General features: G+C 45.8%; 24 protein-coding genes and 4 pseudogenes. 14 read left to right on the plus strand and 14 right to left on the minus strand.

Going from position 1 to position 23,643, the window contains the following annotated elements; all coding sequences use genetic code 11:
- Positions 1-102: 102 nt before the first annotated feature.
- Positions 103-753, plus strand: a pseudogene (locus tag ACU8XX_RS11975) (tail fiber protein); the annotation flags it as partial.
- Positions 753-1,321: pseudogene (locus ACU8XX_RS11980) on the plus strand (tail fiber assembly protein). The pseudogenes ACU8XX_RS11975 and ACU8XX_RS11980, both read left to right, overlap by 1 nt.
- 97 nt (positions 1,322-1,418) lie before the next feature.
- Here the strand turns inward: ACU8XX_RS11980 and ACU8XX_RS11985 are convergent.
- The 3 genes from ACU8XX_RS11985 to ACU8XX_RS11995 all read right to left on the minus strand — a co-directional run bounded on the left by ACU8XX_RS11985 (position 1,419) and on the right by ACU8XX_RS11995 (position 2,741).
- Positions 1,419-2,009, minus strand: coding sequence for a recombinase family protein (locus ACU8XX_RS11985; protein ID WP_000086527.1), 591 nt, complete (start codon positions 2,007-2,009; stop codon positions 1,419-1,421).
- Positions 2,010-2,325: 316 nt separating this feature from the next.
- Positions 2,326-2,559 carry a cold shock protein YdfK gene (gene ydfK / locus ACU8XX_RS11990; protein WP_000836768.1) on the minus strand — a complete coding sequence of 78 codons (234 nt, stop codon included), beginning with the start codon at positions 2,557-2,559 and terminating at the stop codon, positions 2,326-2,328.
- A 68-nt stretch (positions 2,560-2,627) separates the two neighbouring features.
- The gene (locus ACU8XX_RS11995) at positions 2,628-2,741 is read right to left on the minus strand and encodes a YnaM/YnfT family protein (protein ID WP_120795384.1); all 114 of its coding nucleotides are present in this window, start codon (positions 2,739-2,741) and stop codon (positions 2,628-2,630) included.
- A 604-nt stretch (positions 2,742-3,345) separates the two neighbouring features.
- On the opposite strand from ACU8XX_RS11995, the pseudogene ydfJ reads away from it, so the two are divergent.
- Positions 3,346-4,629, plus strand: a pseudogene (ydfJ, locus tag ACU8XX_RS12000) (MHS family MFS transporter YdfJ); the annotation flags it as partial.
- Positions 4,630-4,717: 88 nt separating this feature from the next.
- Positions 4,718-6,178, plus strand: a complete 1,461-nt coding sequence (locus ACU8XX_RS12005; RefSeq protein ID WP_000527800.1) for a mannitol dehydrogenase family protein — start codon at positions 4,718-4,720, stop codon at positions 6,176-6,178.
- Positions 6,179-6,213: 35 nt separating this feature from the next.
- Here the strand turns inward: ACU8XX_RS12005 and ydfZ are convergent, their stop codons facing one another.
- The 3 genes from ydfZ to ydfG all read right to left on the minus strand — a co-directional run bounded on the left by ydfZ (position 6,214) and on the right by ydfG (position 8,115).
- The gene (ydfZ, locus tag ACU8XX_RS12010) at positions 6,214-6,417 is read right to left on the minus strand and encodes a putative selenium delivery protein YdfZ (RefSeq protein ID WP_000214712.1); all 204 of its coding nucleotides are present in this window, start codon (positions 6,415-6,417) and stop codon (positions 6,214-6,216) included.
- A 176-nt stretch (positions 6,418-6,593) separates the two neighbouring features.
- Positions 6,594-7,280, minus strand: coding sequence for a DNA-binding transcriptional regulator rspR (gene rspR / locus ACU8XX_RS12015; RefSeq protein WP_000215549.1), 687 nt, complete (start codon positions 7,278-7,280; stop codon positions 6,594-6,596).
- An 88-nt stretch (positions 7,281-7,368) separates the two neighbouring features.
- Positions 7,369-8,115 (minus strand): bifunctional NADP-dependent 3-hydroxy acid dehydrogenase/3-hydroxypropionate dehydrogenase YdfG, encoded by a 747-nt coding sequence (gene ydfG, locus ACU8XX_RS12020; RefSeq protein ID WP_001324973.1) that lies wholly within the window; start codon positions 8,113-8,115, stop codon positions 7,369-7,371.
- Positions 8,116-8,251: 136 nt separating this feature from the next.
- On the opposite strand from ydfG, the gene dcp reads away from it, so the two are divergent.
- Complete coding sequence (gene dcp / locus ACU8XX_RS12025) at positions 8,252-10,297, plus strand: peptidyl-dipeptidase Dcp (RefSeq protein WP_000210376.1); 2,046 nt, start codon at positions 8,252-8,254, stop codon at positions 10,295-10,297.
- 44 nt (positions 10,298-10,341) lie between these two features.
- Here dcp and ACU8XX_RS12030 read toward each other — a convergent pair whose 3' ends face one another.
- On the minus strand, positions 10,342-10,860 hold the full coding sequence (locus ACU8XX_RS12030; protein WP_016242129.1) for a 2-oxo-tetronate isomerase: 519 nt from the start codon (positions 10,858-10,860) through the stop codon (positions 10,342-10,344).
- Positions 10,861-11,135: 275 nt separating this feature from the next.
- On the opposite strand from ACU8XX_RS12030, the gene ydeI reads away from it, so the two are divergent.
- Together ydeI and dgcZ are read left to right on the plus strand one after the other, a co-directional pair.
- Positions 11,136-11,528, plus strand: coding sequence for a YdeI family stress tolerance OB fold protein (gene ydeI / locus ACU8XX_RS12035; RefSeq protein WP_000671731.1), 393 nt, complete (start codon positions 11,136-11,138; stop codon positions 11,526-11,528).
- Between the two features lie 254 nt (positions 11,529-11,782).
- Positions 11,783-12,673, plus strand: coding sequence for a diguanylate cyclase DgcZ (gene dgcZ, locus ACU8XX_RS12040; RefSeq protein ID WP_000592814.1), 891 nt, complete (start codon positions 11,783-11,785; stop codon positions 12,671-12,673).
- 114 nt (positions 12,674-12,787) lie between these two features.
- Here dgcZ and mgtT read toward each other — a convergent pair whose 3' ends face one another.
- From mgtT to ydeE, 3 genes are all read right to left on the minus strand, one after another.
- Positions 12,788-12,892 (minus strand): protein MgtT, encoded by a 105-nt coding sequence (gene mgtT / locus ACU8XX_RS12045; RefSeq protein WP_211180496.1) that lies wholly within the window; start codon positions 12,890-12,892, stop codon positions 12,788-12,790.
- A complete protein-coding gene (gene mgtS / locus ACU8XX_RS12050) occupies positions 12,892-12,987 on the minus strand; it encodes a protein MgtS (protein WP_000901367.1) in 96 nt (31 codons plus the stop codon). Before mgtS ends, mgtT begins: the two co-directional genes overlap by 1 nt.
- Before the next feature lie 126 nt (positions 12,988-13,113).
- Positions 13,114-14,301: an efflux MFS transporter YdeE gene (ydeE, locus tag ACU8XX_RS12055; RefSeq protein ID WP_001054189.1), complete on the minus strand. Its 1,188-nt coding sequence runs from the start codon at positions 14,299-14,301 to the stop codon at positions 13,114-13,116.
- Between the two features lie 194 nt (positions 14,302-14,495).
- Here ydeE and eamA point away from each other — a divergent pair, with 194 nt between their 5' ends.
- Positions 14,496-15,395 (plus strand): O-acetylserine/cysteine exporter, encoded by a 900-nt coding sequence (gene eamA / locus ACU8XX_RS12060; RefSeq protein WP_000087216.1) that lies wholly within the window; start codon positions 14,496-14,498, stop codon positions 15,393-15,395.
- A 44-nt stretch (positions 15,396-15,439) separates the two neighbouring features.
- On the opposite strand, the gene ACU8XX_RS12065 is transcribed toward eamA, so the two are convergent.
- Positions 15,440-16,138 carry a GntR family transcriptional regulator gene (locus tag ACU8XX_RS12065; RefSeq protein ID WP_023157114.1) on the minus strand — a complete coding sequence of 233 codons (699 nt, stop codon included), beginning with the start codon at positions 16,136-16,138 and terminating at the stop codon, positions 15,440-15,442.
- 198 nt (positions 16,139-16,336) lie between these two features.
- Between ACU8XX_RS12065 and ACU8XX_RS12070 the strand changes: the two genes are divergently transcribed.
- The 5 genes and pseudogenes from ACU8XX_RS12070 to ACU8XX_RS12090 all read left to right on the plus strand — a co-directional run bounded on the left by ACU8XX_RS12070 (position 16,337) and on the right by ACU8XX_RS12090 (position 21,616).
- On the plus strand, positions 16,337-16,648 hold the full coding sequence (locus tag ACU8XX_RS12070) for a PTS sugar transporter subunit IIB (protein ID WP_000722572.1): 312 nt from the start codon (positions 16,337-16,339) through the stop codon (positions 16,646-16,648).
- A 114-nt stretch (positions 16,649-16,762) separates the two neighbouring features.
- Positions 16,763-18,085, plus strand: a complete 1,323-nt coding sequence (locus tag ACU8XX_RS12075) for a PTS sugar transporter subunit IIC (protein ID WP_000523802.1) — start codon at positions 16,763-16,765, stop codon at positions 18,083-18,085.
- 27 nt (positions 18,086-18,112) lie between these two features.
- Positions 18,113-18,424: a PTS lactose/cellobiose transporter subunit IIA gene (locus ACU8XX_RS12080; RefSeq protein ID WP_112034009.1), complete on the plus strand. Its 312-nt coding sequence runs from the start codon at positions 18,113-18,115 to the stop codon at positions 18,422-18,424.
- A 55-nt stretch (positions 18,425-18,479) separates the two neighbouring features.
- A pseudogene (locus ACU8XX_RS12085) lies at positions 18,480-20,152 on the plus strand (carbohydrate porin).
- A gap of 24 nt (positions 20,153-20,176) precedes the next feature.
- Positions 20,177-21,616, plus strand: a complete 1,440-nt coding sequence (locus ACU8XX_RS12090) for a 6-phospho-beta-glucosidase (protein WP_001741702.1) — start codon at positions 20,177-20,179, stop codon at positions 21,614-21,616.
- A 56-nt stretch (positions 21,617-21,672) separates the two neighbouring features.
- Here the strand turns inward: ACU8XX_RS12090 and marB are convergent, their stop codons facing one another.
- Genes marB through marR form a run of 3 tightly spaced genes read right to left on the minus strand, consistent with a single transcriptional unit; the run spans position 21,673 to position 22,760 of the window.
- A complete protein-coding gene (marB, locus tag ACU8XX_RS12095) occupies positions 21,673-21,891 on the minus strand; it encodes a multiple antibiotic resistance protein MarB (RefSeq protein WP_000803522.1) in 219 nt (72 codons plus the stop codon).
- A gap of 31 nt (positions 21,892-21,922) precedes the next feature.
- A complete protein-coding gene (gene marA / locus ACU8XX_RS12100; protein ID WP_000091199.1) occupies positions 21,923-22,306 on the minus strand; it encodes an MDR efflux pump AcrAB transcriptional activator MarA in 384 nt (127 codons plus the stop codon).
- Between the two features lie 19 nt (positions 22,307-22,325).
- A complete protein-coding gene (gene marR / locus ACU8XX_RS12105; RefSeq protein WP_000843419.1) occupies positions 22,326-22,760 on the minus strand; it encodes a multiple antibiotic resistance transcriptional regulator MarR in 435 nt (144 codons plus the stop codon).
- Positions 22,761-22,970: 210 nt separating this feature from the next.
- Here marR and marC point away from each other — a divergent pair, with 210 nt between their 5' ends.
- The gene (gene marC / locus ACU8XX_RS12110; RefSeq protein ID WP_000885024.1) at positions 22,971-23,636 is read left to right on the plus strand and encodes an NAAT family transporter MarC; all 666 of its coding nucleotides are present in this window, start codon (positions 22,971-22,973) and stop codon (positions 23,634-23,636) included.
- The last annotated feature ends 7 nt before the right edge of the window (positions 23,637-23,643 follow it).

The raw sequence follows: 23,643 nt of genomic DNA on the forward strand, positions 1-23,643 counted from the left end.
ACAAGCGGTGCTCATGCTCCGGCATTTATTCGTTCACGACGGGATACGACCGACGCAAACTGGTCGCCGTGGGCGCAGCTTTACACCTCGGCTCATCCTCCTGCAGAGTTTTATCCAGTCGGTGCACCAATCCCGTGGCCATCAGATACCGTTCCGTCTGGTTATGCCCTGATGCAGGGGCAGACTTTTGACAAATCTGCTTACCCGAAACTTGCAGCCGCTTATCCGTCAGGCGTGATCCCTGATATGCGTGGCTGGACGATTAAGGGCAAGCCCGCCAGTGATCGAGCCGTATTGTCTCAGGAACAGGACGGCATTAAATCACACACCCACAGCGCCAGCGTATCCAGTACGGATTTGGGGACGAAAACCACATCGTCGTTTGATTACGGCACTAAATCCACGAATAACACTGGTGCGCATACCCATAGTGTTAGCGGTACGGCTGCTTCAGCCGGTGCACATACCCATTCGATGACATTTGTTTCAGGTGGTTCCAGTGGTGCTCCGGGAAGTGGATCACCTGATTATTCTAAATACAGTGTTAACACTTCTTCTGCAGGCGCTCATACGCACTCTGTATCGGGTACTGCTGCAAGCGCAGGTGCACACGCACATACTGTCGGTATTGGTGCTCATACGCACTCCGTTGCGATTGGTTCACATGGACATACCATCACCGTTAACGCTGCTGGTAACGCGGAAAACACCGTCAAAAACATCGCATTTAACTATATTGTGAGGCTTGCATAATGGCATTCAGAATGAGTGAACAACCACGGACCATAAAAATTTATAATCTGCTGGCCGGAACTAATGAATTTATTGGTGAAGGTGACGCATATATTCCGCCTCATACAGGTCTGCCAGCAAACAGTATCGATATTGCACCGCCAGATATTCCGGCAGGCTTCGTGGCTGTTTTCAACAGTGATGAGGCATCGTGGCATCTCGTTGAAGATCATCGGGGTAAAACGGTTTATGACGTGGCTTCCGGCGACGCGTTATTTATTTCTGAACTCGGTCCGTTACCGGAAAATGTTACCTGGTTATCGCCGGGAGGGGAATATCAGAAGTGGAACGGCACAGCCTGGGTGAAGGATACGGAAGCAGAAAAACTGTTCCGGATCCGGAAGAAACAAAAAACAGCCTGATGCAGGTAGCCAGTGAGCATATTGCGCCGCTTCAGGATGCTGCAGATCTGGAAATTGCAACGGAGGAAGAAATCTCGTTGCTGGAAGCATGGAAAAAGTATCGGGTATTGCTGAACCGTGTTGATACGTCAACTGCACAGGATATTGAATGGCCAGCACTGCCGTAGGGTAAAACATATAAATTCTATAATTAGATGTATCTTTCCATTTACGGCAAGGAAGGTGGCTTGGAAGACGTAAAGCATCTCACACCGAGATTATTTTTTATATGTCAGGTGTCTGAAGTTTTGCTTTGGCTCTTAAAATGGTTTGCCGCGAGGTTTTGAATTCCCGGGCAATGGCACTTATACTTACACCTGACTTAATTCGTTCGAATACCACCTGTTTCTGTTCTTCATTTAACACAGGTGGTCGACCAAAACGTTTCCCTGCGCCCCGGGCTCTTACTATCCCGGAATGAGTGCGTTCAAGTAAAAGGTCTCGTTCAAATTCAGCGACTGCTGAAATTACTTGCATCATCATTTTTCCTGTTGGACTGGTCAGGTCAATGCCCCCCAATGCTAAGCAATGCACTCTGATACCTGTTTCGGTCAGTTGTTCCACTGTTTTCCTGATATCCATTGCATTACAACCAAGGCGATCCAGTTTTGTCACAATCAATTGATCACCACATTTCAGGCGAGCAAGCAACCGGTTAAAACCAGGACGCTCACTGGTTGCTGCTGAGCCGCTAATGTGTTCTTCGATTATTTGCTGAGGTTTGATTTTAAAACCTGCACTTTCGATTTCCCGGCGTTGATTTTCGGTGGTCTGATCCAGCGTTGATATCCGACAGTAAGCAAAAATTCGAGACATAGTGAGACTCTATACGAAATTGGTGTTCATATCATAATGCATCTCAGAAAATAATTTTGATTATTTTTGTGCATATTTTTATGTACACGTTCGAAAATAAACGAATGCGTATGCAACCCCGTAATTTTGGTGAGACCCAAAATCGATTTTGTGAAAAATGGCTTTAACTCGGTTTGTTTTTCGAGTTCCGGGCGGACTCAAGGAAGAAGAATAGTGTTGCGTGTTATTTTAACCAGATTTCAAGTTGTTTGGTCGTGGAAAAGTGGAGCAAAATGTTGTTAAAGTGGAAAAATGATAAAAAAGTAAGTTTATTATATTACATTTTACCATTTAAATTTTGGTTGTCTTTAAGAACTGATATCGCTGTTTGTAATAATTCTTTGTTATCCAGCCATGATTTTTTCTTTATGTTTCCTTCAATGTAATCAAGCAATGTTCTGGTATTGATAGGTCTTCCCTGTTTTGCTACTTCCACTACAGCATCCCCTAGGATAATTCTTACTTCAGGAAGCTGCGCAGGGAACCACTTTAGGGTGTCTTTTGATTTCATGAAGATATTCCTTAAAATATTATTGATTTTCATTGCGATATTGTATGTCTGATTCAGGATATGTTGACTTATACATCGGTTTTGTCTGGGTTATTGGATATGCCAATCCCTAATTTTATTAGGGCATGACTAAAAATGCTGAATATGATAAGGAGAGATGTGATTATCAGTATGCTGTTCATATAGCCTCGAATTAGTAATGTGTTATATATGATATAGTTGACAATTTTTATCTTGGGTGTTCTTAAAGTTCGTAGATAAACATTGTCGTTTCAGGTATACAGGAATGCTAACAGGTGGCAGCAAAAATCAGGCGGTTTATGGCGCAAGCTGAAGCGGCAACTGCAAACTATCTTATGCAGAGACTCTACACGGATTGGGTTTAAAAGTATACATAGATAACAGTTTTTATCTGAAAAATAAAAATATCAAGGTGATATAGCCTATATGCCTTTGATGCGGAGGAATGAATGTGATGGGAGTGATGTATCTGAATAGTTGAAAAACCGCAGACACGCCTTATGCAAGAACGTGCTGCGGTTGGCTGGTAAATTTTTCGATAGTGTGAGTATTGAATGATTTCCAGCCGTTCTTGATTTTACGCATAAATCCATGAAAAAACTACTTATCTGTTGGGGAGTTTTTTTTGGGGCATATATGGGACAGAAATAGGCCCCAGATAGACACTGAGATCGAACTTAGGATGCTTTTTAAAAAATGCAACTATCTGAAAAAACCTAGAAAACGCCAAGGAAACCACAGGATGGGAAAAAACACCTGTGAATTATGGATTTCCAGTTATATTCGCTCGGCGCAGCGTTAGTGTTTCATGAAATATTTTTTCCTGAATCATCAACGGCAATGGCGTTAATTCTGGCAATGGGAACCTACGGTGCAGGTCATGTGGCGCGTATTGTCGGAGCATTTATTTTCGGCAAAATGGGCGACAGAATAGGGCGTAAAAAAGTGCTCTTTATTACCATCACCATGATGGGGATCTGTACCACCTTAATTGGTGTGTTACCGACCTATGCACAGATTGGTGTTTTTGCCCCCATCTTGCTGGTGACGCTGCGTATTATTCAGGGATTGGGTGCAGGTGCGGAAATTTCCGGTGCCGGTACGATGCTGGCGGAATATGCGCCAAAAGGTAAGCGCGGAATTATCTCCTCATTTGTGGCTATGGGAACTAACTGCGGAACTTTAAGCGCAACGGCAATCTGGGCCTTTATGTTCTTCATTCTCAGTAAAGAGGAACTGCTGGCGTGGGGATGGCGTATACCGTTCCTGGCGAGCGTTGTCGTGATGGTCTTTGCTATCTGGTTGCGTATGAATCTGAAAGAAAGCCCGGTTTTTGAGAAGGTTAACGACAGCAACCAACCGACAGCAAAACCTGCACCTGCTGGTAGCATGTTCCAGAGCAAATCCTTCTGGCTGGCAACAGGGCTGCGTTTTGGTCAGGCGGGTAACTCAGGTTTAATTCAGACTTTCCTTGCGGGCTATTTAGTGCAGACGTTATTGTTTAACAAAGCAATTCCAACAGATGCATTGATGATCAGTTCGATTCTCGGCTTTATGACCATTCCGTTCCTTGGTTGGTTATCCGATAAAATTGGTCGCCGGATCCCGTATATTATTATGAATACCTCCGCGATTGTGCTGGCATGGCCAATGCTTTCTATCATCGTAGATAAAAGCTATGCCCCGAGCACCATTATGGTTGCACTGATTGTGATTCATAACTGTGCGGTGCTGGGATTATTTGCTCTGGAAAATATTACCATGGCAGAAATGTTCGGCTGTAAAAACCGCTTTACCCGGATGGCTATTTCTAAAGAAATTGGTGGTCTTATCGCTTCCGGTTTTGGTCCTATCCTGGCGGGTATTTTCTGCACCATGACGGAATCCTGGTATCCGATCGCCATTATGATCATGGCATATTCAGTGATTGGTTTAATCTCTGCGCTGAAAATGCCAGAAGTGAAAGACCGTGATTTAAGTGCGCTGGAAGACGCCGCGGAAGATCAACCGCGTGTTGTAAGAGCTGCGCAACCTTCCAGAAGTCTGTAAATCCTCAATCCCTTCTCTTACCGGAGAGGGGATTTTTATTCATATAACAAAACATGTAGCTTGCCATATTTATATTTAAGGAATTGTTATGGGAAATAATTTGTTATCAGCAAAAGCGACACTCCCTGTTTATGATCGTAATAACCTGGCCCCAAGAATTGTTCATTTAGGCTTTGGTGCATTTCACCGTGCGCATCAGGGCGTGTATGCCGATATTCTTGCTACAGAACATTTCAGTGACTGGGGATATTATGAGGTCAACTTAATCGGCGGCGAACAGCAAATTGCCGATTTACAGCAGCAAGATAATCTTTATACCGTTGCGGAAATGTCGGCCGATGCGTGGACGGCTCGCGTCGTTGGCGTCGTTAAAAAAGCCTTGCACGTACAGATGGATGGCTTAGAAACCGTGTTGGCTGCGATGTGTGAACCGCAAATCGCGATTGTCTCTCTGACAATCACCGAAAAAGGGTATTTCCACTCTCCGGCGACCGGACAGTTAATGCTCGATCACCCGATGGTCGCTGCCGACGTGCAAAATCCCCACCAGCCGAAAACAGCAACAGGGGTGATTGTTGAGGCGCTGGCTCGCCGTAAAGCGGCAGGACTTCCCGCATTTACCGTCATGTCATGTGACAACATGCCAGAAAACGGTCATGTTATGCGTGACGTTGTCACTTCCTACGCGCAAGCCGTTGATGTAAAACTGGCACAATGGATCGAAGATAACGTGACTTTCCCATCAACAATGGTGGACCGTATTGTGCCCGCAGTGACAGAGGATACGCTGGCGAAAATCGAACAACTTACCGGTGTGCGCGATCCTGCTGGCGTTGCCTGTGAACCTTTCCGCCAGTGGGTAATAGAAGATAATTTTGTTGCCGGACGTCCGGAATGGGAAAAAGCGGGAGCAGAACTGGTTAGCGATGTACTGCCTTATGAAGAGATGAAGTTGCGCATGCTCAACGGCAGTCATTCATTCCTGGCGTATTTGGGTTATCTTGCCGGATATCAGCACATTAATGACTGTATGGAAGATGAACATTATCGTCATGCGGCGTATGGCTTGATGTTGCAGGAACAAGCGCCGACGCTGAAAGTGCAGGGCGTTGATTTGCAGGATTACGCTAACCGATTAATTGCACGCTATAGCAACCCGGCGTTACGTCATCGAACCTGGCAGATTGCGATGGATGGCAGCCAGAAATTGCCACAGCGGATGTTGGATTCTGTTCGCTGGCATCTGACGCATGACAGCAAGTTCGATCTGCTGGCGCTGGGCGTCGCGGGTTGGATGCGTTATGTCGGTGGTGTTGATGAACAGGAAAATCCGATAGAAATCAGTGACCCACTGTTACCTGTTATTCAGAAGGCTGTACAAAGTAGTGCCGAAGGGAAAGCGCGCGTCCAGTCATTGCTGGCGATTAAGGCGATCTTTGGTGATGATTTGCCAGCCAATAGCTTGTTTACTGCAAAAGTGACGGAAGCGTACTTGTCTTTATTAGCGCATGGCGCGAAAGCGACCGTGGCAAAATATTCCGTGAAGTAAAAAAAGCAATGCCGCCATCGGCGGCATTCACACGCTTAGTTCATGCCGAGACGAATCAGGTCCAGTGGTGCCAGTTTCTCTTCACAACCTTCAACAACTACGGTTTTTCCGCGGCGGATTTGCTCAGCGGTCAGACCTTCAGTATCAATCGACAGGATCTTGCCAGTGTGACCGGTGCCGCTAACCATAACACGGCTGCCAGTGGTGATTGCGTTACGGTTACGATCGTAGGTCGTCATAGGTGTTTTCTCCTTTCTGATTTACAGTCGAAGCCCACGTAACGGGCGCAATATAAATACTCCTGTCGAGTGAAATATTTTTTGTTTTTGATCAAGCTCACATCTTTTTTGATGCATGCATGAGCCATAAGGCGGGGGAAAAGACTCTCACCCCGGATGGGATGAGAGGAAATGAATTACTCTTCGCTAAACCAGTCGCTATTTTCCTGGCGGATCTGGCGCACGGATTCGCTGATTTCCTGCAAATGTTGCGTCATTGCACGTTCTACCGCATCGCCATCACGTTTTTGCAGGGCAGAGAAAATATCAAGATGCTGGCGTAACAGCATTTCTGGTGGAGAAACGTGGTCGAAACTCATATAGCGCACGCGATCAACGGTCGCTTTCAGGTTCTCAATGGTATCCCACGCCAGTTGACAGTCGGCAATCTGCGTCAGGAGTTGATGGAAGTTGTCATCAAGTTCAAAAAAATCATCCAGTTGCTTGCGCTCAATGGCAATGCGTTGCTGGTGAAGATTTTGTTCCAGTTGGTAGCACTGGCTTTCGGTAATCATGCTCGCCGCCCGACGCGCCACCGCGCACTCAATGGCCTGACGGATAAAACTGCCGTTGCGCACCTGGGCCATGGAAATTTTGTTGACGTAGCTGCCACGCTGCGGACGAATTTGAATCAGGCCGTTTTCCGCCAGTTTAATAAAGGCTTCACGAACCGGCTGGCGTGACACATTGAAACGAACAGAAACTTCTTTTTCCGACAACGGTGTGCCTGGTGCAATCAGGCAATGGACAATGTCGCGACGAAGAATACGATAAATCTGCTGATTGACAGGCTGTGTGGGATTAAGTTGCGTTTCGACGGTCATTCGTTCTTGCTTGTGAGTGAGTTAACTGCATGAGTCTACCACTTTTTTGTGACAAGCAATAACCCGGCAGTTACGCCGGGTATAAAAATTACTGACGGTGGACATTCAGTCCGGCATAGCTTTGGGTAACCGGCATCATTTCCAGGGTATTGATATTGACGTGAGCAGGCAGCGTTGACACCCACCAGACGGCTTCGCTGACATCTTCTGGCGTCAATGCAACGGTATTTTGATAGGTTTTTTCCACTTTACCGTCATCGCCTTTAAAGCGGACATTGGAAAACTCGGTGCCACCCACCAGACCCGGCTCGATGTCGGTGACGCGCACCGCCGTACCATGCAGATCCGTACGCAGATTCAGGCTAAACTGACGAACAAACGCTTTCGTCGCACCGTAAACGTTACCACCGGCATACGGCCAGCTACCTGCCGTTGAGCCAATGTTAATAATATGACCATGATTACGTTCAACCATACCCGGTAAGACGGCGCGCGTCATATATACCAGGCCTTTATTGTTGGTATCAATCATCGTTTCCCAGTCTTCAACGCTGGCTTTATGCGCAGGCTCCATGCCCAACGCCAGGCCGGCATTATTTACCAGGATATCAATATTGCTCCACTCGGCAGGGAGCGATGCCAGCATCTCTTCAATAGCGGCGCGGTTGCGAACGTCCAGTTGGGCGATATACAGATTATCTCCCAGTTCGTCTTTTAACTCCTGCAACCGTTCCTGACGACGGCCAGTGGCGATAACTTTATGCCCTTGTTGAATAAAACGACGAGTAATGCATTCACCAAAACCTGCCGTTGCTCCAGTTACTAAAACGATCATCTCACTGTTCCTCAACGCTTTTGTGTGTCAATAACATAGCACGGGATGCTTAAGAGCGGGTAATACTGGATTGCAAGATTGCACTCCGTTATCAGTAAGCCTACGCTATGGAACACCTCGCGTTCAGGAGAAGAAAATGACAACAATGAATCCTTTCCTTGTGCAAAGCACACTGCCGTATCTGGCTCCTCATTTTGATCAAATTGCCAATCATCACTATCGCCCGGCATTCGATGAGGGAATGCAGCAAAAGCGGGCAGAAATTGCTGCCATCGCGCTTAACCCGCAAACGCCTGATTTCAACAATACTATTCTGGCACTGGAACAAAGCGGAGAATTACTTACCCGCGTTACCAGCGTCTTTTTTGCGATGACTGCGGCGCATACCAATGATGAATTACAGCGTCTTGATGAACAGTTTTCCGCTGAACTGGCGGAACTGGCTAATGATATCTATCTGAACGGTGAATTATTCGCGCGGGTAGATGCTGTCTGGCAGCGCCGTGAATCCCTGGGGCTTGATAGTGAATCCATCCGCCTGGTGGAGGTGATTCATCAACGTTTTGTCCTTGCCGGAGCCAAACTTGCGCAAGCTGATAAAGCAAAATTAAAAGTACTGAATACAGAAGCTGCGACACTGACCAGTCAGTTTAACCAGCGATTACTGGCAGCAAATAAATCCGGCGGTCTGGTTGTGAACGATATCGCGCAGCTGGCAGGAATGAGTGAGCAAGAGATTGCGCTGGCGGCAGAGGCGGCTCGCGAGAAAGGTCTGGATAACAAATGGCTGATTCCGCTGCTGAATACCACCCAACAACCGGCGCTTGCCGAGATGCGCGATCGTGCGACGCGTGAAAAACTGTTTATTGCGGGCTGGACGCGAGCGGAAAAAAATGATGCCAATGATACCCGCGCTATCATTCAACGTCTGGTAGAGATTCGCGCACAGCAGGCGAAACTGCTTGGTTTTCCTCATTATGCCGCATGGAAAATCGCCGATCAGATGGCAAAAACACCTGAAGCAGCACTTAACTTTATGCGGGAAATTGTTCCAGCGGCGCGTCAACGTGCGAGCGATGAATTAGCCTCCATACAGGCGGTTATTGATAAGCAGCAGGGCGGGTTTAGCGCGCAGCCGTGGGACTGGGCATTTTATGCCGAACAGGTACGGCGGGAGAAATTTGATCTTGATGAGGCGCAGCTCAAGCCATATTTTGAATTAAACACGGTGTTGAATGAAGGTGTATTCTGGACCGCGAATCAGCTCTTCGGTATTAAGTTTGTCGAACGTTTTGATATTCCTGTCTACCATCCTGACGTTCGTGTGTGGGAAATTTTTGATCATAATGGCGTGGGACTGGCGTTATTTTACGGTGATTTCTTCGCCCGTGATTCAAAAAGCGGCGGTGCATGGATGGGCAATTTTGTTGAGCAATCAACGCTTAATGAAACGCATCCGGTAATTTATAACGTCTGCAATTATCAGAAACCCGCTGCCGGTGAGCCTGCGTTGTTACTCTGGGATGATGTAATAACCTTATTCCATGAATTTGGTCATACGCTGCACGGCCTTTTTGCCCGCCAGCGTTATGCCACGCTTTCCGGCACCAACACGCCGCGTGATTTTGTCGAATTTCCGTCGCAAATCAACGAACACTGGGCAACGCATCCGCAGGTATTCGCTCGCTACGCCCGGCATTATCAGAGCGGGGCAGCAATGCCTGACGAACTGCAACAGAAAATGCGTAATGCCAGCCTGTTCAACAAAGGGTATGAGATGAGCGAACTGCTTAGCGCCGCACTTCTCGATATGCGCTGGCATTGCCTGGAAGAAAACGAAGCAATGCAGGATGTCGATGATTTTGAATTGCGGGCGCTGGTGGCGGAAAATATGGATCTTCCTGCTATACCACCACGCTATCGCAGCAGTTATTTCGCCCATATTTTTGGTGGCGGATATGCTGCAGGTTATTACGCTTATCTGTGGACGCAAATGTTGGCCGATGATGGTTACCAGTGGTTTGTTGAGCAGGGCGGATTAACGCGTGAAAATGGGCAGCGTTTTCGCGAGGCGATCCTTTCCAGAGGTAACAGCGAAGATCTGGAACGCCTGTATCGACAATGGCGCGGTAAGGCTCCTCAGATTATGCCGATGCTGCAACATCGTGGCTTGAACATATAAACACCACCAATGGCTGGCCTGGAGATATCGCCAGGCCAGCCTGGTTATAGCAGTAATTGCAGCAGCTGGACGAGGGCAAACCTCACCGCTAAAGCTAATACCGTTTCGCAGTCGCCAGCAAAATGCATAACCGCAGTGTAGGTCTGGCCTTTAATATGCCACGCGAACCAGACGGTACCCGCTGGCGTACCATCTTCACCGCCCTCCGGTCCGCCGTAGCCGGTAATGGCAATACTGACATCAGCATCCGCACGCTCTATGGCACCTGTTGCCATTTCTGCTGCCACTTTCTCACTCACCGCAGAATATCGTTCAAGAGATTGCTGGCTTACGCTGAGGATTTTCATCTTTGCCTGATCGGTGAAAGTAACAAAGCCTGCACCGTAAAATTTGGGTGTATCTTCAGCTGCACACAGGGCGCTAGCCAACTTACCGCCGGTGCATGATTCGGCGGTAGTTAAGCGTAATTGATCCGCGATAAGTCTTTGACTCAACGCGGATGTCAGGTTTTCAATAGTGTCGGTATCTGCGAGTTGTACATTTTTATCTTTATTAATGTTCACTGTTTTTTGTCCACGCTATTATATGTAAAGGTGATTTGCTTTTTCTGTATGCTCGTCCAATATAATAATTTTCAAACATATAAATCCGATTATTCTGAAAATATGTTTAAGACTCTTCAATCTTCTTAACCTTAGTGAGTTAAATTCTCTGAATATTTGACAGCTAGTGGGCTGATTTTAAATGCCTTATAACAATTGGCAGTATTCTTATTTGGCAATTATAAAAATAGCAACCAGACTTAATAAGTCAAACCAAACGCAATTAAGGAGTTAGTATGAAATTTCAGGCCATTGTATTAGCAAGTTTTCTTGTCATGCCTTATGCGTTGGCAGATGACCAGGGCGGTTTAAAACAGGATGCAGCGCCACCGCCGCCTCATGCAATAGAAGATGGCTATCGCGGAACCGATGATGCAAAAAAAATGACCGTTGATTTCGCAAAAAACATGCACGATGGCGCTTCGGTTTCACTACGCGGTAATTTGATTTCTCACAAAGGAGAGGACCGTTACGTTTTTCGCGATAAGAGCGGTGAAATTAATGTCGTTATTCCTGCGGCCGTCTTTGATGGACGAGAAGTTCAGCCGGACCAGATGATCAACATTAGCGGCAGTCTGGATAAGAAAAGCGCGCCGGCCGTCGTTCGGGTCACTCATTTGCAGAAATAAAAATAAATTAGCCTGATGGCCTGAACTACTGGGCCATTAGGGTATTGGGTTATGCTATTTGTCATCCTTTTATTTACGATAATGCAGAGGTGATTTACAGAATTAAACACTTTTTTATCCGCTGATTTTGTTTTAAATCACAATGTTATCTCAGAGATGACTCATAACTTCGGATTTCTATGAAAATATTGACGTAATTTTGCTTTTCTCTCGTTAGAATAGCGCGCACAAGGAACTGTGAAAAAGGAGTGGCAATGATCAAGAAGACAACGGAAATTGATGCCATCTTGTTAAATCTCAATAAGGCTATCGATGCCCACTACCAGTGGCTGGTGAGTATGTTTCACAGCGTGGTCGCGAGAGATGCCAGTAAGCCAGAAATAACGGATAACCATTCTTATGGACTGTGCCAGTTTGGTCGGTGGATTGATCATCTGGGGCCACTCGATAACGATGAATTACCTTACGTTCGGCTAATGGATTCTGCCCATCAACATATGCATAACTGTGGTCGGGAATTAATGCTGGCTATTGTTGAAAATCACTGGCAGGACGCGCATTTCGACGCCTTTCAGGAGGGGTTGCTTTCTTTTACTGCGGCATTAACCGATTACAAAATTTATTTGCTGACGATCCGTAGCAATATGGATGTTTTGACGGGATTGCCGGGGCGTCGGGTTCTTGATGAATCCTTTGATCATCAGTTACGCAACGCTGAGCCTCTGAATCTTTATTTAATGTTGTTGGATATTGACCGATTTAAATTGGTTAATGATACCTACGGGCATTTAATCGGCGATGTAGTATTACGCACCCTGGCAACTTACTTAGCCAGTTGGACGCGTGATTACGAAACGGTTTATCGCTACGGGGGCGAAGAATTTATCATTATTGTCAAAGCGGCTAATGATGAAGAAGCATGTCGTGCAGGTGTCAGAATTTGCCAGTTAGTCGATAACCATGCCATCACACATTCTGAAGGGCATATCAACATTACCGTGACAGCAGGTGTCAGTCGCGCATTTCCTGAAGAGCCTCTGGATGTGGTCATTGGAAGAGCAGACCGGGCAATGTATGAGGGTAAGCAAACCGGAAGAAACCGCTGCATGTTTATTGACGAACAAAATGTGATTAACCGAGTTTAAGCTCCGTTTAACATTCATTGAGAAAACTGATGCTACTGTGTCAACGATCCGTTATCAGTGCAGGAAAATGCCTGTTAGCGTAAAAGCAAAACACAAATCTATCCATGCAAGCATTCACCGCCGGTTTACTGGCGGTTTTTTTTCGCCGTCATAAAAATCAGGCCCCTTGTACACAACTGTAACAAGGGGCCGGTTAGGTGAGGGATTATCTCCGTTCATTAGTCATCCCATTTGTGGCTGAAATACGCGGCCAGAAAACCAGAAAATAAAATTATTCCCAGTACGGCCATAAAAACATTCATATTACCCAGCATTATTTGCCTCCGTTTATGGTGTGGTGTGTTTCCTCGCTTACCTTAATTTTCATCTCAATGAGAAAGATATTAGCAGAGGTAACCTAAACGAAGGCTGAATTAAATCTTTATTGTGTTCGACTTAAATCAACAAAGCGCGGGCTGCCCCCACGGTCTTGCTCGAATCCCTTTTAACATCAGCACCCACGCAGCAATGATCACCAACGCTAAGATGACAAACAGCGAGGAAGGCGGCAGGCTGGTTAGCACTACGCCACTCACTAATGGGTTAATCGCGGCACCAAGCCAGCCTAAAGACTGGGCGGAAAAATAGCTGGCTTTCATTCCTGGCGGCGCAATATGGTCAATCAACATATACTCGCCCGGCGCATAAATGATTTCACCGACAGTAAATACCGCAGCTGACATACCCCACAATAGCAGGCTGTTGCCGGAAAAAATAAAACCGACCAGACCGATGACGAAACAGAGGGTGCCTGCTGTCATCAGCGCGCGGATGTTAGCCGGGTTAAGTCGGCGGCCCACGGAATATTGCAACGTAACCACCATGGCAGCATTCACCGGAAGAACAACCGCGACCACCTTTTCGGCAAAATCCCCATCAGCAATCACCATCACATATTGTGAAATGCATGAAGCAAATGCGCCGCTTACAAAAGAAGCCAGAAAACCAGAGCAGGTAAACCACAACAGTGCTTTATCTTGTAATAAAACTTTCGGCGACCAGACACTGCCTGTTTCCGTGGCGATGATTTTCTCGCTGCGCTTTACCCAAATTTGAATGAAAAGCATGGGAAACGCGGAACAGATAGCTGCCAGCCAGAAGGGCAGATTGATGCTCTGCATCACCAACAGCGTGCCGAGCGGCGGACCGATGGTCCAGCCAATGTTTAGCATGGTGTAGTTGATTGAGAAGATTTTCGTTTTGCTGGTGGACGAAAGATTGTCGGCAAACCAGGCTTTCAGCACGGTAGCAAAAACAGAATAGGCGCAGTTAATGAGGGCAAAAAAGAGCACAACCAGCGTCACGTTATTCACTAAAGGAATGGCAATAAAACCGCTGGCGAAGGCGGTAATTGCCAGTAACATATAGCGTTTCTTGTCGAACTTATCCGCCAGGATACCAAAACCGAGGCTAAAAACGACGCCAATAGTGAGCGCAATTGTCATCGCATAACCGATTAGATCGACACTCAGGCTGTACTGGCGACTCAAGTAAATGGTCATAAATGGCAGCGTAGCGCCGCGTCCGATGGTTAATAACAACGACGAGGCAAGAAGGGCGCTGGTAGAGCGTCGTAGGGATAAGTTCATTTGTCTGTCCGGCAGTGCGTTTCGTTATGTTTTGTTTTAGAGATGTAAAGAAATAGCATGGCAAAAATCCGAAGTATAGCGACTTATTTGCGTATTAATGCCGTCGTAACCGGCGACTAACGAATCAACTGTTAAAGAAAAGTAAATTCAGCTAAGTTGATTGCTTACAAAAGATGAAATTCAGAGGCGGTAGAATGTCGCGAAAAGATGGTGTGTTGGCGCTACTGGTAGTGGTCGTATGGGGGCTAAATTTTGTGGTCATCAAAGTGGGGCTTCATAACATGCCACCGCTGATGCTGGCCGGTTTGCGCTTTATGCTGGTCGCTTTTCCGGCCATCTTTTTTGTTGCACGACCGAAAGTACCACTGAATTTGCTCTTGGGGTATGGATTAACCATCAGTTTTGCGCAGTTTGCCTTTCTGTTCTGCGCCATTAACTTTGGTATGCCTGCTGGACTGGCTTCGCTGGTGTTACAGGCACAGGCGTTTTTTACTATCGTGCTTGGCGCGTTTACTTTCGGGGAGCGACTGCATGGCAAACAATTGGCGGGGATCGCCTTAGCGATTTTTGGCGTACTGGTGTTAATCGAAGATAGTCTGAACGGTCAGCATGTGGCGATGCTCGGCTTTATGTTGACCCTGGCTGCAGCATTTAGTTGGGCGTGTGGCAACATCTTCAATAAAAAGATCATGTCGCACTCAACGCGTCCGGCGGTGATGTCGCTGGTAATCTGGAGCGCTTTAATCCCAATCATTCCCTTCTTTGTTGCCTCGCTGATTCTCGATGGTTCCGCATCCATGATTCACAGTCTGGTTACTATTGATATGACCACCATCTTGTCGCTGATGTATCTGGCGTTTGTGGCGACAATTGTTGGTTATGGGATCTGGGGGACGTTACTGGGACGCTATGAAACCTGGCGGGTTGCACCGTTATCGTTACTGGTGCCCGTAGTCGGACTGGCAAGTGCGGCACTATTGTTGGATGAACGCTTAACGGGTCTGCAATTTTTAGGTGCGGTGCTCATTATGACCGGGCTGTATATCAATGTATTTGGCTTGCGGTGGCGTAAAGCGGTAAAGGTTAGAGGCTAAACCATACGCACAGAATGTGATGTCAGCACTCTGTGCGTCTGCTTTTATCGCGGGAAAAAGTACTTTACCTGGAACTCGATAATATTGCTGTAAAGTAACGAATAATCCAGCGGAATAGAGTTACTGTCCACAGCCTGGGTCTGAATTTTAAGTATGGGATCCCGTGGGCTGATCCGTAAAATACTGGCGATTTCTGGGGTAGGAAAAGTAGGGGAGAAAGTTTCATAGGTGCCAATGATTTTGATCCCGCATTCGTTCTCAATATACGAAAATTTGGATTTTTGCATATGTGATACGGTTAAATCAGGAAAACGTGCCACTGACATCCACGTTTCTTCTAATTGTGCCGCATTATCCTCAATGAATCGCAGTCTCTTTATGTAATAAACCTGCTCACCGGGCACTAAATTCAGCTCAGTTGCAATAGTGGGTGAAGCATCCTGCACTTCAAATTTCATAATCTGACTCCCTGCCTCTTTGCCGCTTTTATGCGCAATTTCACTGAAGCTGTTCATGTGATCAATGTGTGCAACAAAATTCTTTTTTTGAATGTATGTTCCTGAACCATGCTTTCTGTGAATAATTCCTTCGCCTTCCAGCAAGGATAATGCCTTACGCAGGGTATTACGCGAAACATTATAACGAACTGCGAGTTCAGCTTCTGACGGCAACAAATCACCAACGTGCCATGAATGGCCATTGATCTCAGATTTAAGTAAGCGGGCAATCTTTTGAAAAATCACTTTTGCACCTTTTAAGAGCCATTGAAAACAAGGAGTTGAGTCCTGATTGGTTTATCGTATGGCCGAGTCGTTTAATTATTACCCTGATGTTGAACAACTTTATTACTGTATTACTGTGATCAATGTACCAGGATGTATAGCTACTGCGGGATATGATATTTACACAATGTAGTCTGTTATATACCAGTAAGGGAAAATATGAAAAAGATATTGTTAGTTTGCGCTGCGGGCATGTCAACCAGTATGCTGGTTAAACGTATGATTGATCATGCTAACGCTATTTCACTTGAAGTTAATATTTCCGCATTGGCGATTGCAGAGGCTAAAGGAAAAATTAAAAATAACGAAGTTGACGTTGTTTTACTTGGCCCGCAAGTTCGCTTTCAGAAACCGGAGATTGAAGCCGTTGCACAGGGGAAAATGCCTGTAGCCGTTATCGAGATGAAAGACTACGGCACCATGAACGGACAGGCAGTTCTTGAATTTGCGATGAAACTACTGCAACAGTAAGAATCTAATATTATTAAACTATTACCTGAACTAATTTTTCACACATCATAAAATGGATATGGCATACATGCTTTATTGGGATGTATAAATATCCAAAACAACAGGTATAAAAAAATGGGATTAATGGCCTCATTCGAACGTGGAATGGAACGTTTTCTTGTTCCAGTTGCTATCAAGTTAAACTCACAAAAACATGTTGCAGCGGTGAGAGATGGATTCGTTTTTACGTTTCCAATTATCATGGCAAGTTCATTAATTATATTAATTAACTTTGCCATATTATCGCCAGACGGTTTTATTGCCGGATTACTGCATCTGAATAGCATTTTCCCCAACCTTGAAAAAGCACAAGCTATTTTTACTCCGGTAATGAATGGTTCTGTAAATATCATGTCAATTATGATTGCTTTCCTGGTCGCCAGGAATATGGCGATTAGCTATGAGCAAGATGATCTTTTATGCGGATTAACGGCAATAGGAGCATTTTTTATTGTTTATACGCCATATCAGATGATAGATGGGCAAGCATTCCTGACGACCAAATATCTCGGCGCGCAGGGGTTGTTTGTTGCTGTTATCGTTGCATTGATCACCAGTGAAATATTTTGTCGCTTAGCTCGAAACCCAAAAATCACCATAACGATGCCGGCAGCTGTACCGCCTGCGGTAGCGCGTTCATTTAAAGTTTTATTGCCAATATTTTTTGTCATGGTGTTCTTTTCCGCACTTAATTATTGCCTGACACTGATATCCCCGGCAGGACTAAACGATCTTATTTACACATTAATCCAGACGCCGCTCAAACATATGGGAACGAATATCTTTGCGGTAATTATCCTGGGGGCTGTGGGTAATTTCCTGTGGGTGCTGGGGATCCACGGACCTAATACCACATCGGCAATTCGAGAAACCGTTTTTTCTGAGGCTAATCTGGAGAATCTCTCCTGGGCCGCTCAACATGGCACTACCTGGGGCGCGCCATATCCGATTACCTGGACTTCTATTAATGATGCATTCGCCAACTGCGGCGGTTCAGGTATGACGTTGGGGTTATTGTTGGCTATTTTTATCGCTTCTAAGCGTGCGGAATACCGTGATCTGGCAAAAATGTCATTTATCCCCGGTATTTTCAATATCAATGAACCGATAATGTTTGGCCTTCCTATTGTACTTAACCCCATCATGATGGTGCCGTTTATTATGGTTCCCATTGTTAACTGTGCCATTGGTTACTTCTTTGTTTCGATGGAAATTATTCCACCGGTTGCTTATGCCGTGCCCTGGACTACGCCCGGACCTTTAATTGCTTTCCTCGGAACCGGGGGGAACTGGCTGGCTTTACTGGTTGGTTTTTTATGTTTAGGTGTGGCGACAATGATCTATTTACCTTTTGTTATTGCCGCCAACAAAGTCAATAACATGACAACTAACGGATAATTCCATTTACCCAGGAAGGAGATTGTGATGTTTGCAGATGAAGAACTTGTTATGGAGTTACTGGTCAACGCGGGGCAGGCACGTTCTGACGCGATGGAAGCCATACGTTGTGCCGGGCAAAAAGACTGGCAGGGCGCAACTCAGCTAATGGCCAGTTCTGAATCTGCCTGTCTTCAGGCACATAAGATTCAGACCGCATTAATTAGTCAGGATGAAGGCTGTGGCAAAATAAAAGTTAATTTAATTCTGGTTCATGCACAGGATCATTTGATGAATGCAAGATTATGCCAGGATTTAGCCAGGGAAATTATTTCATTAAGAAAAGAACTCCATGCCTGATTTTTTCCTCCAGTGCGATAGCTGGAGGAAATTATTATACTCTTAAGGATAAGTCATGAATATAAAGACGCTTAACATCAGCCTTTTGTCTTTTTCTATTATTACAGCATTGTTTCCATTGAACGCGATGGCAACAAAATTAACCATAGAGCAGCGCCTTGAATTGCTTGAAAATGAATTGTCGCAAAATAAACAAGAGCTGAAAGCAACACAGAATGAACTGGGAGTATATAAATCCCGACTTTCGACCTTACAAAAAAGCATCACGGGAAACAAATATAAATCAGCCTCGCTTGCTGAAATATCAGCGACATCTCCCGTCGCTGATAACATCAAAAATGAAAACGGTGAACAGAACTCGTCTGCCGCAGCGCATACTATAAATGGATCGCAGCAAGTTGCCGTTATTGAAAGTAAAGGCGACAAAACCACTATCGAAAGCGTGACCCTGAAAGATATCAGTAAATATATAAAGGATGATATTGGGTTCAGCTATCAGGGGTACTTCCGCTCAGGCTGGGGTACTGGTAATCACGGCTCACCACAAACTTATGCAGCGGGTTCTCTGGGACGTTTTGGTAATGAGATGAGCGGTTGGTTTGACCTGACCTTAAATCAGCGTGTTTATAATCAGGACGGTAAAACGGCAAATGCGGTCGTTACCTATGATGGCAACGTGGGTGAGCAGTATAACGATGCCTGGTTTGGTGACAGTGCCAATGAAAATATCATGCAGTTCAGCGATATTTACCTGACAACGCGAGGTTTTTTACCCTTCGCACCAGAGGCAGACTTCTGGGTCGGCAAACATAAACTCCCGCAATATGAGATCCAGATGCTGGACTGGAAAACCTTAACCACGGATGTCGCCGCGGGTGTGGGGATTGAAAACTGGGCACTTGGTGTAGGGCTGTTTGATATGTCCTTAAGCCGTGATGATGTCGATGTTTACTCTCGTGATTTTTCGCGTACCAGCCAGATGAATACCAATTCTGTGGATGTTCGTTATCGCAATATCCCGTTATGGGATGATGCGACATTATCATTAATGGCTAAATATTCCGCACCTAATAAAACGGATCAACAACAAGATAACGAAAATGACAACAGTTATTTTGAAATGAAAGATAGCTGGATGCTGACTTCTGTTTTACGGCAAAACCTGCAACGCGATACGTTTAATGAATTTACGTTACAGGTTGCCAATAATTCCTATGCCAGCAGTTTTGCCAGTTTCTCAGATGCCAGTAATACGATGGCGCATGGTCGCTATTACTATGGTGATCATACCAATGGGATCGCCTGGCGTTTAATCTCTCAGGGCGAGATGTATCTTACTGACAATATTATTATGGCTAACGCGCTTGTCTATTCTCACGGCGAAGATGTTTATAGTTATGAAAGTGGTGCTCATAGTGATTTTGACAGTATTCGCACTGTAATAAGACCGGCCTGATCTGGAATACATGGAATCAGACGGGGCTTGAATTAGGCTGGTTTAAGCAACAGAACAAAACTCAGCAGGGTGTAACACTAAATGAATCGGCTTATAAAACGACACTCTGGCATGCATTGAAAGTGGGTGAAAGCATTTTAGGTTCACGACCAGAAATTCGCTTCTATGGAACGTATATCAATATTCTGGATAACGAATTATCGAATTTTAAGTTTAATGAGAACAGCAAAGACGAGTTTATGGCCGGCATCCAGGCGGAAGTCTGGTGGTAATCTATTTTAGTTAAGGAGTTGTGTATGTCAGGATTTAAAAAAGGTTTTTTATGGGGCGGCGCGGTAGCCGCGCATCAGTTGGAAGGTGGCTGGAATGAAGGAGGAAAAGGCATCAGTATCGCTGATGTGATGACTGCTGGCGCTCACGGGGTGCCGCGTGAAGTGACAGAAGGCGTTATCGACGGGCTTAATTATCCCAATCATGAAGCAATTGATTTTTATCATCGCTATAAAACAGATATTCAGTTATTTGCCGAGATGGGATTCAAATGCTTTCGAACTTCCATTGCCTGGACACGAATCTTTCCGCAAGGTGACGAACAGGAGCCGAATGAAGAGGGTTTACAATTTTATGATGATCTGTTCGATGAATGCCTTAAGCAGGGAATGGAACCTGTGGTGACGCTTTCACATTTTGAGATGCCTTATCATCTGGTGACAAAATATGGTGGCTGGCGAAACCGTAAACTGATCGACTTTTTTATCCGCTTCGCATCAACGGTCTTCACGCGCTATAAAGAAAAAGTAAAGTACTGGATGACGTTTAACGAAATCAATAATCAGGTGAATTTCAGCGAAAGCCTGTGTCCATTTACTAATTCCGGTATCTTGTATTCGCCAGAGGAAGATATCAATGAGCGCGAACAAATAATGTACCAGGCGGTACATTACGAGTTAGTTGCCAGTGCCCTGGCGGTACAGACTGGAAAATCGATTAATCCTGAATTTAATATCGGCTGCATGATCGCCATGTGCCCCATCTATCCTCTGACGTGTGCACCCAACGATATGATGATGGCGACGAAAGCGATGCATCGTCGTTACTGGTTTACTGATGTTCATGCTCGTGGATATTATCCGCAACATATGCTGAATTACTTTGCCAGGAAAGGATTCAACCTCGATATCACACCAGAAGATAACGCGATTCTTGCCAGAGGTTGTGTCGACTTTATCGGTTTTAGCTACTACATGTCTTTTACGACACAATTTTCGCCCGATAACCCGCAACTGGATTATGTTGAACCACGAGATTTGGTCAGCAACCCTTATATCGATACATCCGAATGGGGATGGCAAATTGATCCGGCAGGGCTACGTTATTCACTCAACTGGTTGTGGGATCATTTCCAGTTGCCGCTGTTTATTGTCGAAAATGGATTTGGTGCGGTTGACCAGAGACAAGCTGACGGCACAGTGAACGATCACTATCGCATTGATTACTTTGCTTCCCATATTCGTGAAATGAAAAAAGCCGTAGTCGAAGATGGTGTTGACTTAATTGGCTACACCCCGTGGGGCTGCATTGACCTGGTTTCTGCCGGAACAGGGGAAATGAAAAAACGCTACGGAATGATTTATGTCGATAAAGACAACGAAGGGAAGGGAACGCTGGAAAGGATACGTAAAGCGTCGTTTTACTGGTATCGGGATCTCATCGCCAACAATGGCGAAAATATTTGAGACTTCAGAAAGATATTACGGAGATGTCAGGCTCTGTGATCAGAGCCTGACAATAACTACATAGCGTGTTGATTATAATAGGGCACGCCGAGCGCATCCGACTTATCACTGCCAGTACCCATGTGATTTAAATCAAACGGCGGTTGTTCCTGCGATGGAGGAGCAACCACCACATTGCCACAGGAAGTAACAACCGGCTGCGTGGGTTGTTCCGCAACGCCCTGCGCGGAAAAGAGAATAAGCGCAGCTGCTATTGCGGATAAAAGTGGTTTCATGATTGCCTCAGTGACGTTGTCACGTTATCAACTAGCTGTTGTAATGATTTAATGGATGTAAAAAGCGCGATTCGCCCTGCATATTGGTCATCCGGTATTTATGCGGCGGAACATCAAAGTAATTTTTGAAGGTTCGGGTCAGAGTTTGTTGCGACTCGAAGCCATATCGTTCTGCCAGATAGAGTATCGGCTCGTTACTTTCCTTCAGCTTTTGCGCGATTTCCGTCATCTTACGGCTGCGGATGTATTGGCCTAATGAATGACCGGTTTCTTTTTTAAACATCCGTTGCAGGTGCCATTTGGAGTAACCCGAACGCTCTGACACTTTCTCCAGTGACAGTGGCGATTCCAGGTTGTCCTCGATCCAGTCCAAAATGCTATGAATGGTAATAGCGTCAGTATTGCGTCTGGACATCGTCATACCTCTTTTTTGTTTACGGCAGGACTTTCTTAAGCAAATGCTCAAGTGTTGCCACTTCGTCCGCCGTCAGGTTTTTTGTTAATTCTTGATGCAGGTCCTGGCCAACTAATTGATGGCATTGTTCGCATATTGCCGCGCCGCTGGTGGTAAGTTTTACCAGTACGCCGCGCTTATCATTCGGGTTCGGCAACCGTTCAACCCAGCCTTTACAGACCAGGCGATCCAGCATACGGGTCAGTGCTCCCAGGTCGACCGACAACACTTTTTTCAGTTCAACCGGAGTAATACACGCCGCGCAGCGGATAGAGCAGAGCACCTTAAACTGTGCCGCAGTAATATCCAGCGGAGACAGATACTCGTTAAGCAGACGATCTTTCTTCTGATTAACCATATGGATTAAGCGACCCAATGGAATAATTTCATTGAACAGATCGCTGGTACTTTTCACATTAGTTGCCCTGGCAAGTAATTAGTTGCAGGGGATAATATTGCCCAGGCAAGTATAAGTCAAATGAATGAATGACCGATGCCACGTTTTGCTAAATCGGTTCAAGTTTTGGTCAATGCGATGCAAGGTTAGCTAAAGAGTGACACTTTATCCTTGTTTACCCCTTATACTTTTCGCTGATAACCCAGATACACAGGATAACAACCACCAATGTTAGATTTGTTTAAAGCAATTGGCCTGGGGCTGGTGGTGTTACTGCCGTTAGCTAACCCATTAACAACTGTCGCGTTATTTCTTGGCCTGGCAGGCAACATGAACAGTGCCGAACGTAATCGTCAGTCGTTGATGGCCTCGGTGTACGTATTTGCCATCATGATGGTGGCGTATTACGCCGGGCAACTGGTGATGGATACATTTGGCATTTCGATTCCCGGTCTGCGAATTGCAGGCGGCTTAATCGTCGCGTTTATCGGTTTTCGGATGCTCTTTCCGCAACAGAAAGCGATTGATTCACCGGAGGCGAAAAGCAAGTCGGAAGAGCTGGAAGATGAACCCAGTGCCCATATTGCCTTTGTGCCGCTAGCAATGCCAAGTACCGCTGGTCCGGGAACCATAGCGATGATTATTAGCTCGGCGTCCACAGTGCGTCAGAGTTCAACCTTCGCTGATTGGGTACTGATGGTTGCGCCGCCGCTGATCTTTTTCCTGGTGGCGGTTATTTTGTGGGGAAGCCTACGCAGCTCCGGCGCAATTATGCGGCTGGTGGGCAAGGGTGGCATTGAAGCGATCTCCCGTCTGATGGGATTCCTGCTGGTATGTATGGGTGTGCAGTTTATTATTAACGGCATCCTGGAAATCATTAAAACGTACCATTAAAAAAGGC

It is taken from the genome of Escherichia sp. MAL-1 (genome assembly GCF_052948035.1).

What these genes read in the sequence shown, in the direction of transcription:
- ACU8XX_RS11985 (WP_000086527.1), bottom strand. Translation starts at nt 2,009, where the DNA reads ATGTCTCGAATTTTTGCTTACTGTCGGATATCAACGCTGGATCAGACC.
- ydfK (WP_000836768.1), bottom strand. Translation starts at nt 2,559, where the DNA reads ATGAAATCAAAAGACACCCTAAAGTGGTTCCCTGCGCAGCTTCCTGAA.
- ACU8XX_RS11995 (WP_120795384.1), bottom strand. Translation starts at nt 2,741, where the DNA reads ATGAACAGCATACTGATAATCACATCTCTCCTTATCATATTCAGCATT.
- ACU8XX_RS12005 (WP_000527800.1), top strand. Translation starts at nt 4,718, where the DNA reads ATGGGAAATAATTTGTTATCAGCAAAAGCGACACTCCCTGTTTATGAT.
- ydfZ (WP_000214712.1), bottom strand. Translation starts at nt 6,417, where the DNA reads ATGACGACCTACGATCGTAACCGTAACGCAATCACCACTGGCAGCCGT.
- rspR (WP_000215549.1), bottom strand. Translation starts at nt 7,280, where the DNA reads ATGACCGTCGAAACGCAACTTAATCCCACACAGCCTGTCAATCAGCAG.
- ydfG (WP_001324973.1), bottom strand. Translation starts at nt 8,115, where the DNA reads ATGATCGTTTTAGTAACTGGAGCAACGGCAGGTTTTGGTGAATGCATT.
- dcp (WP_000210376.1), top strand. Translation starts at nt 8,252, where the DNA reads ATGACAACAATGAATCCTTTCCTTGTGCAAAGCACACTGCCGTATCTG.
- ydeI (WP_000671731.1), top strand. Translation starts at nt 11,136, where the DNA reads ATGAAATTTCAGGCCATTGTATTAGCAAGTTTTCTTGTCATGCCTTAT.
- dgcZ (WP_000592814.1), top strand. Translation starts at nt 11,783, where the DNA reads ATGATCAAGAAGACAACGGAAATTGATGCCATCTTGTTAAATCTCAAT.
- mgtT (WP_211180496.1), bottom strand. Translation starts at nt 12,892, where the DNA reads ATGAACGGAGATAATCCCTCACCTAACCGGCCCCTTGTTACAGTTGTG.
- mgtS (WP_000901367.1), bottom strand. Translation starts at nt 12,987, where the DNA reads ATGCTGGGTAATATGAATGTTTTTATGGCCGTACTGGGAATAATTTTA.
- ydeE (WP_001054189.1), bottom strand. Translation starts at nt 14,301, where the DNA reads ATGAACTTATCCCTACGACGCTCTACCAGCGCCCTTCTTGCCTCGTCG.
- eamA (WP_000087216.1), top strand. Translation starts at nt 14,496, where the DNA reads ATGTCGCGAAAAGATGGTGTGTTGGCGCTACTGGTAGTGGTCGTATGG.
- ACU8XX_RS12070 (WP_000722572.1), top strand. Translation starts at nt 16,337, where the DNA reads ATGAAAAAGATATTGTTAGTTTGCGCTGCGGGCATGTCAACCAGTATG.
- ACU8XX_RS12075 (WP_000523802.1), top strand. Translation starts at nt 16,763, where the DNA reads ATGGGATTAATGGCCTCATTCGAACGTGGAATGGAACGTTTTCTTGTT.
- ACU8XX_RS12080 (WP_112034009.1), top strand. Translation starts at nt 18,113, where the DNA reads ATGTTTGCAGATGAAGAACTTGTTATGGAGTTACTGGTCAACGCGGGG.
- ACU8XX_RS12090 (WP_001741702.1), top strand. Translation starts at nt 20,177, where the DNA reads ATGTCAGGATTTAAAAAAGGTTTTTTATGGGGCGGCGCGGTAGCCGCG.
- marB (WP_000803522.1), bottom strand. Translation starts at nt 21,891, where the DNA reads ATGAAACCACTTTTATCCGCAATAGCAGCTGCGCTTATTCTCTTTTCC.
- marA (WP_000091199.1), bottom strand. Translation starts at nt 22,306, where the DNA reads ATGTCCAGACGCAATACTGACGCTATTACCATTCATAGCATTTTGGAC.
- marC (WP_000885024.1), top strand. Translation starts at nt 22,971, where the DNA reads ATGTTAGATTTGTTTAAAGCAATTGGCCTGGGGCTGGTGGTGTTACTG.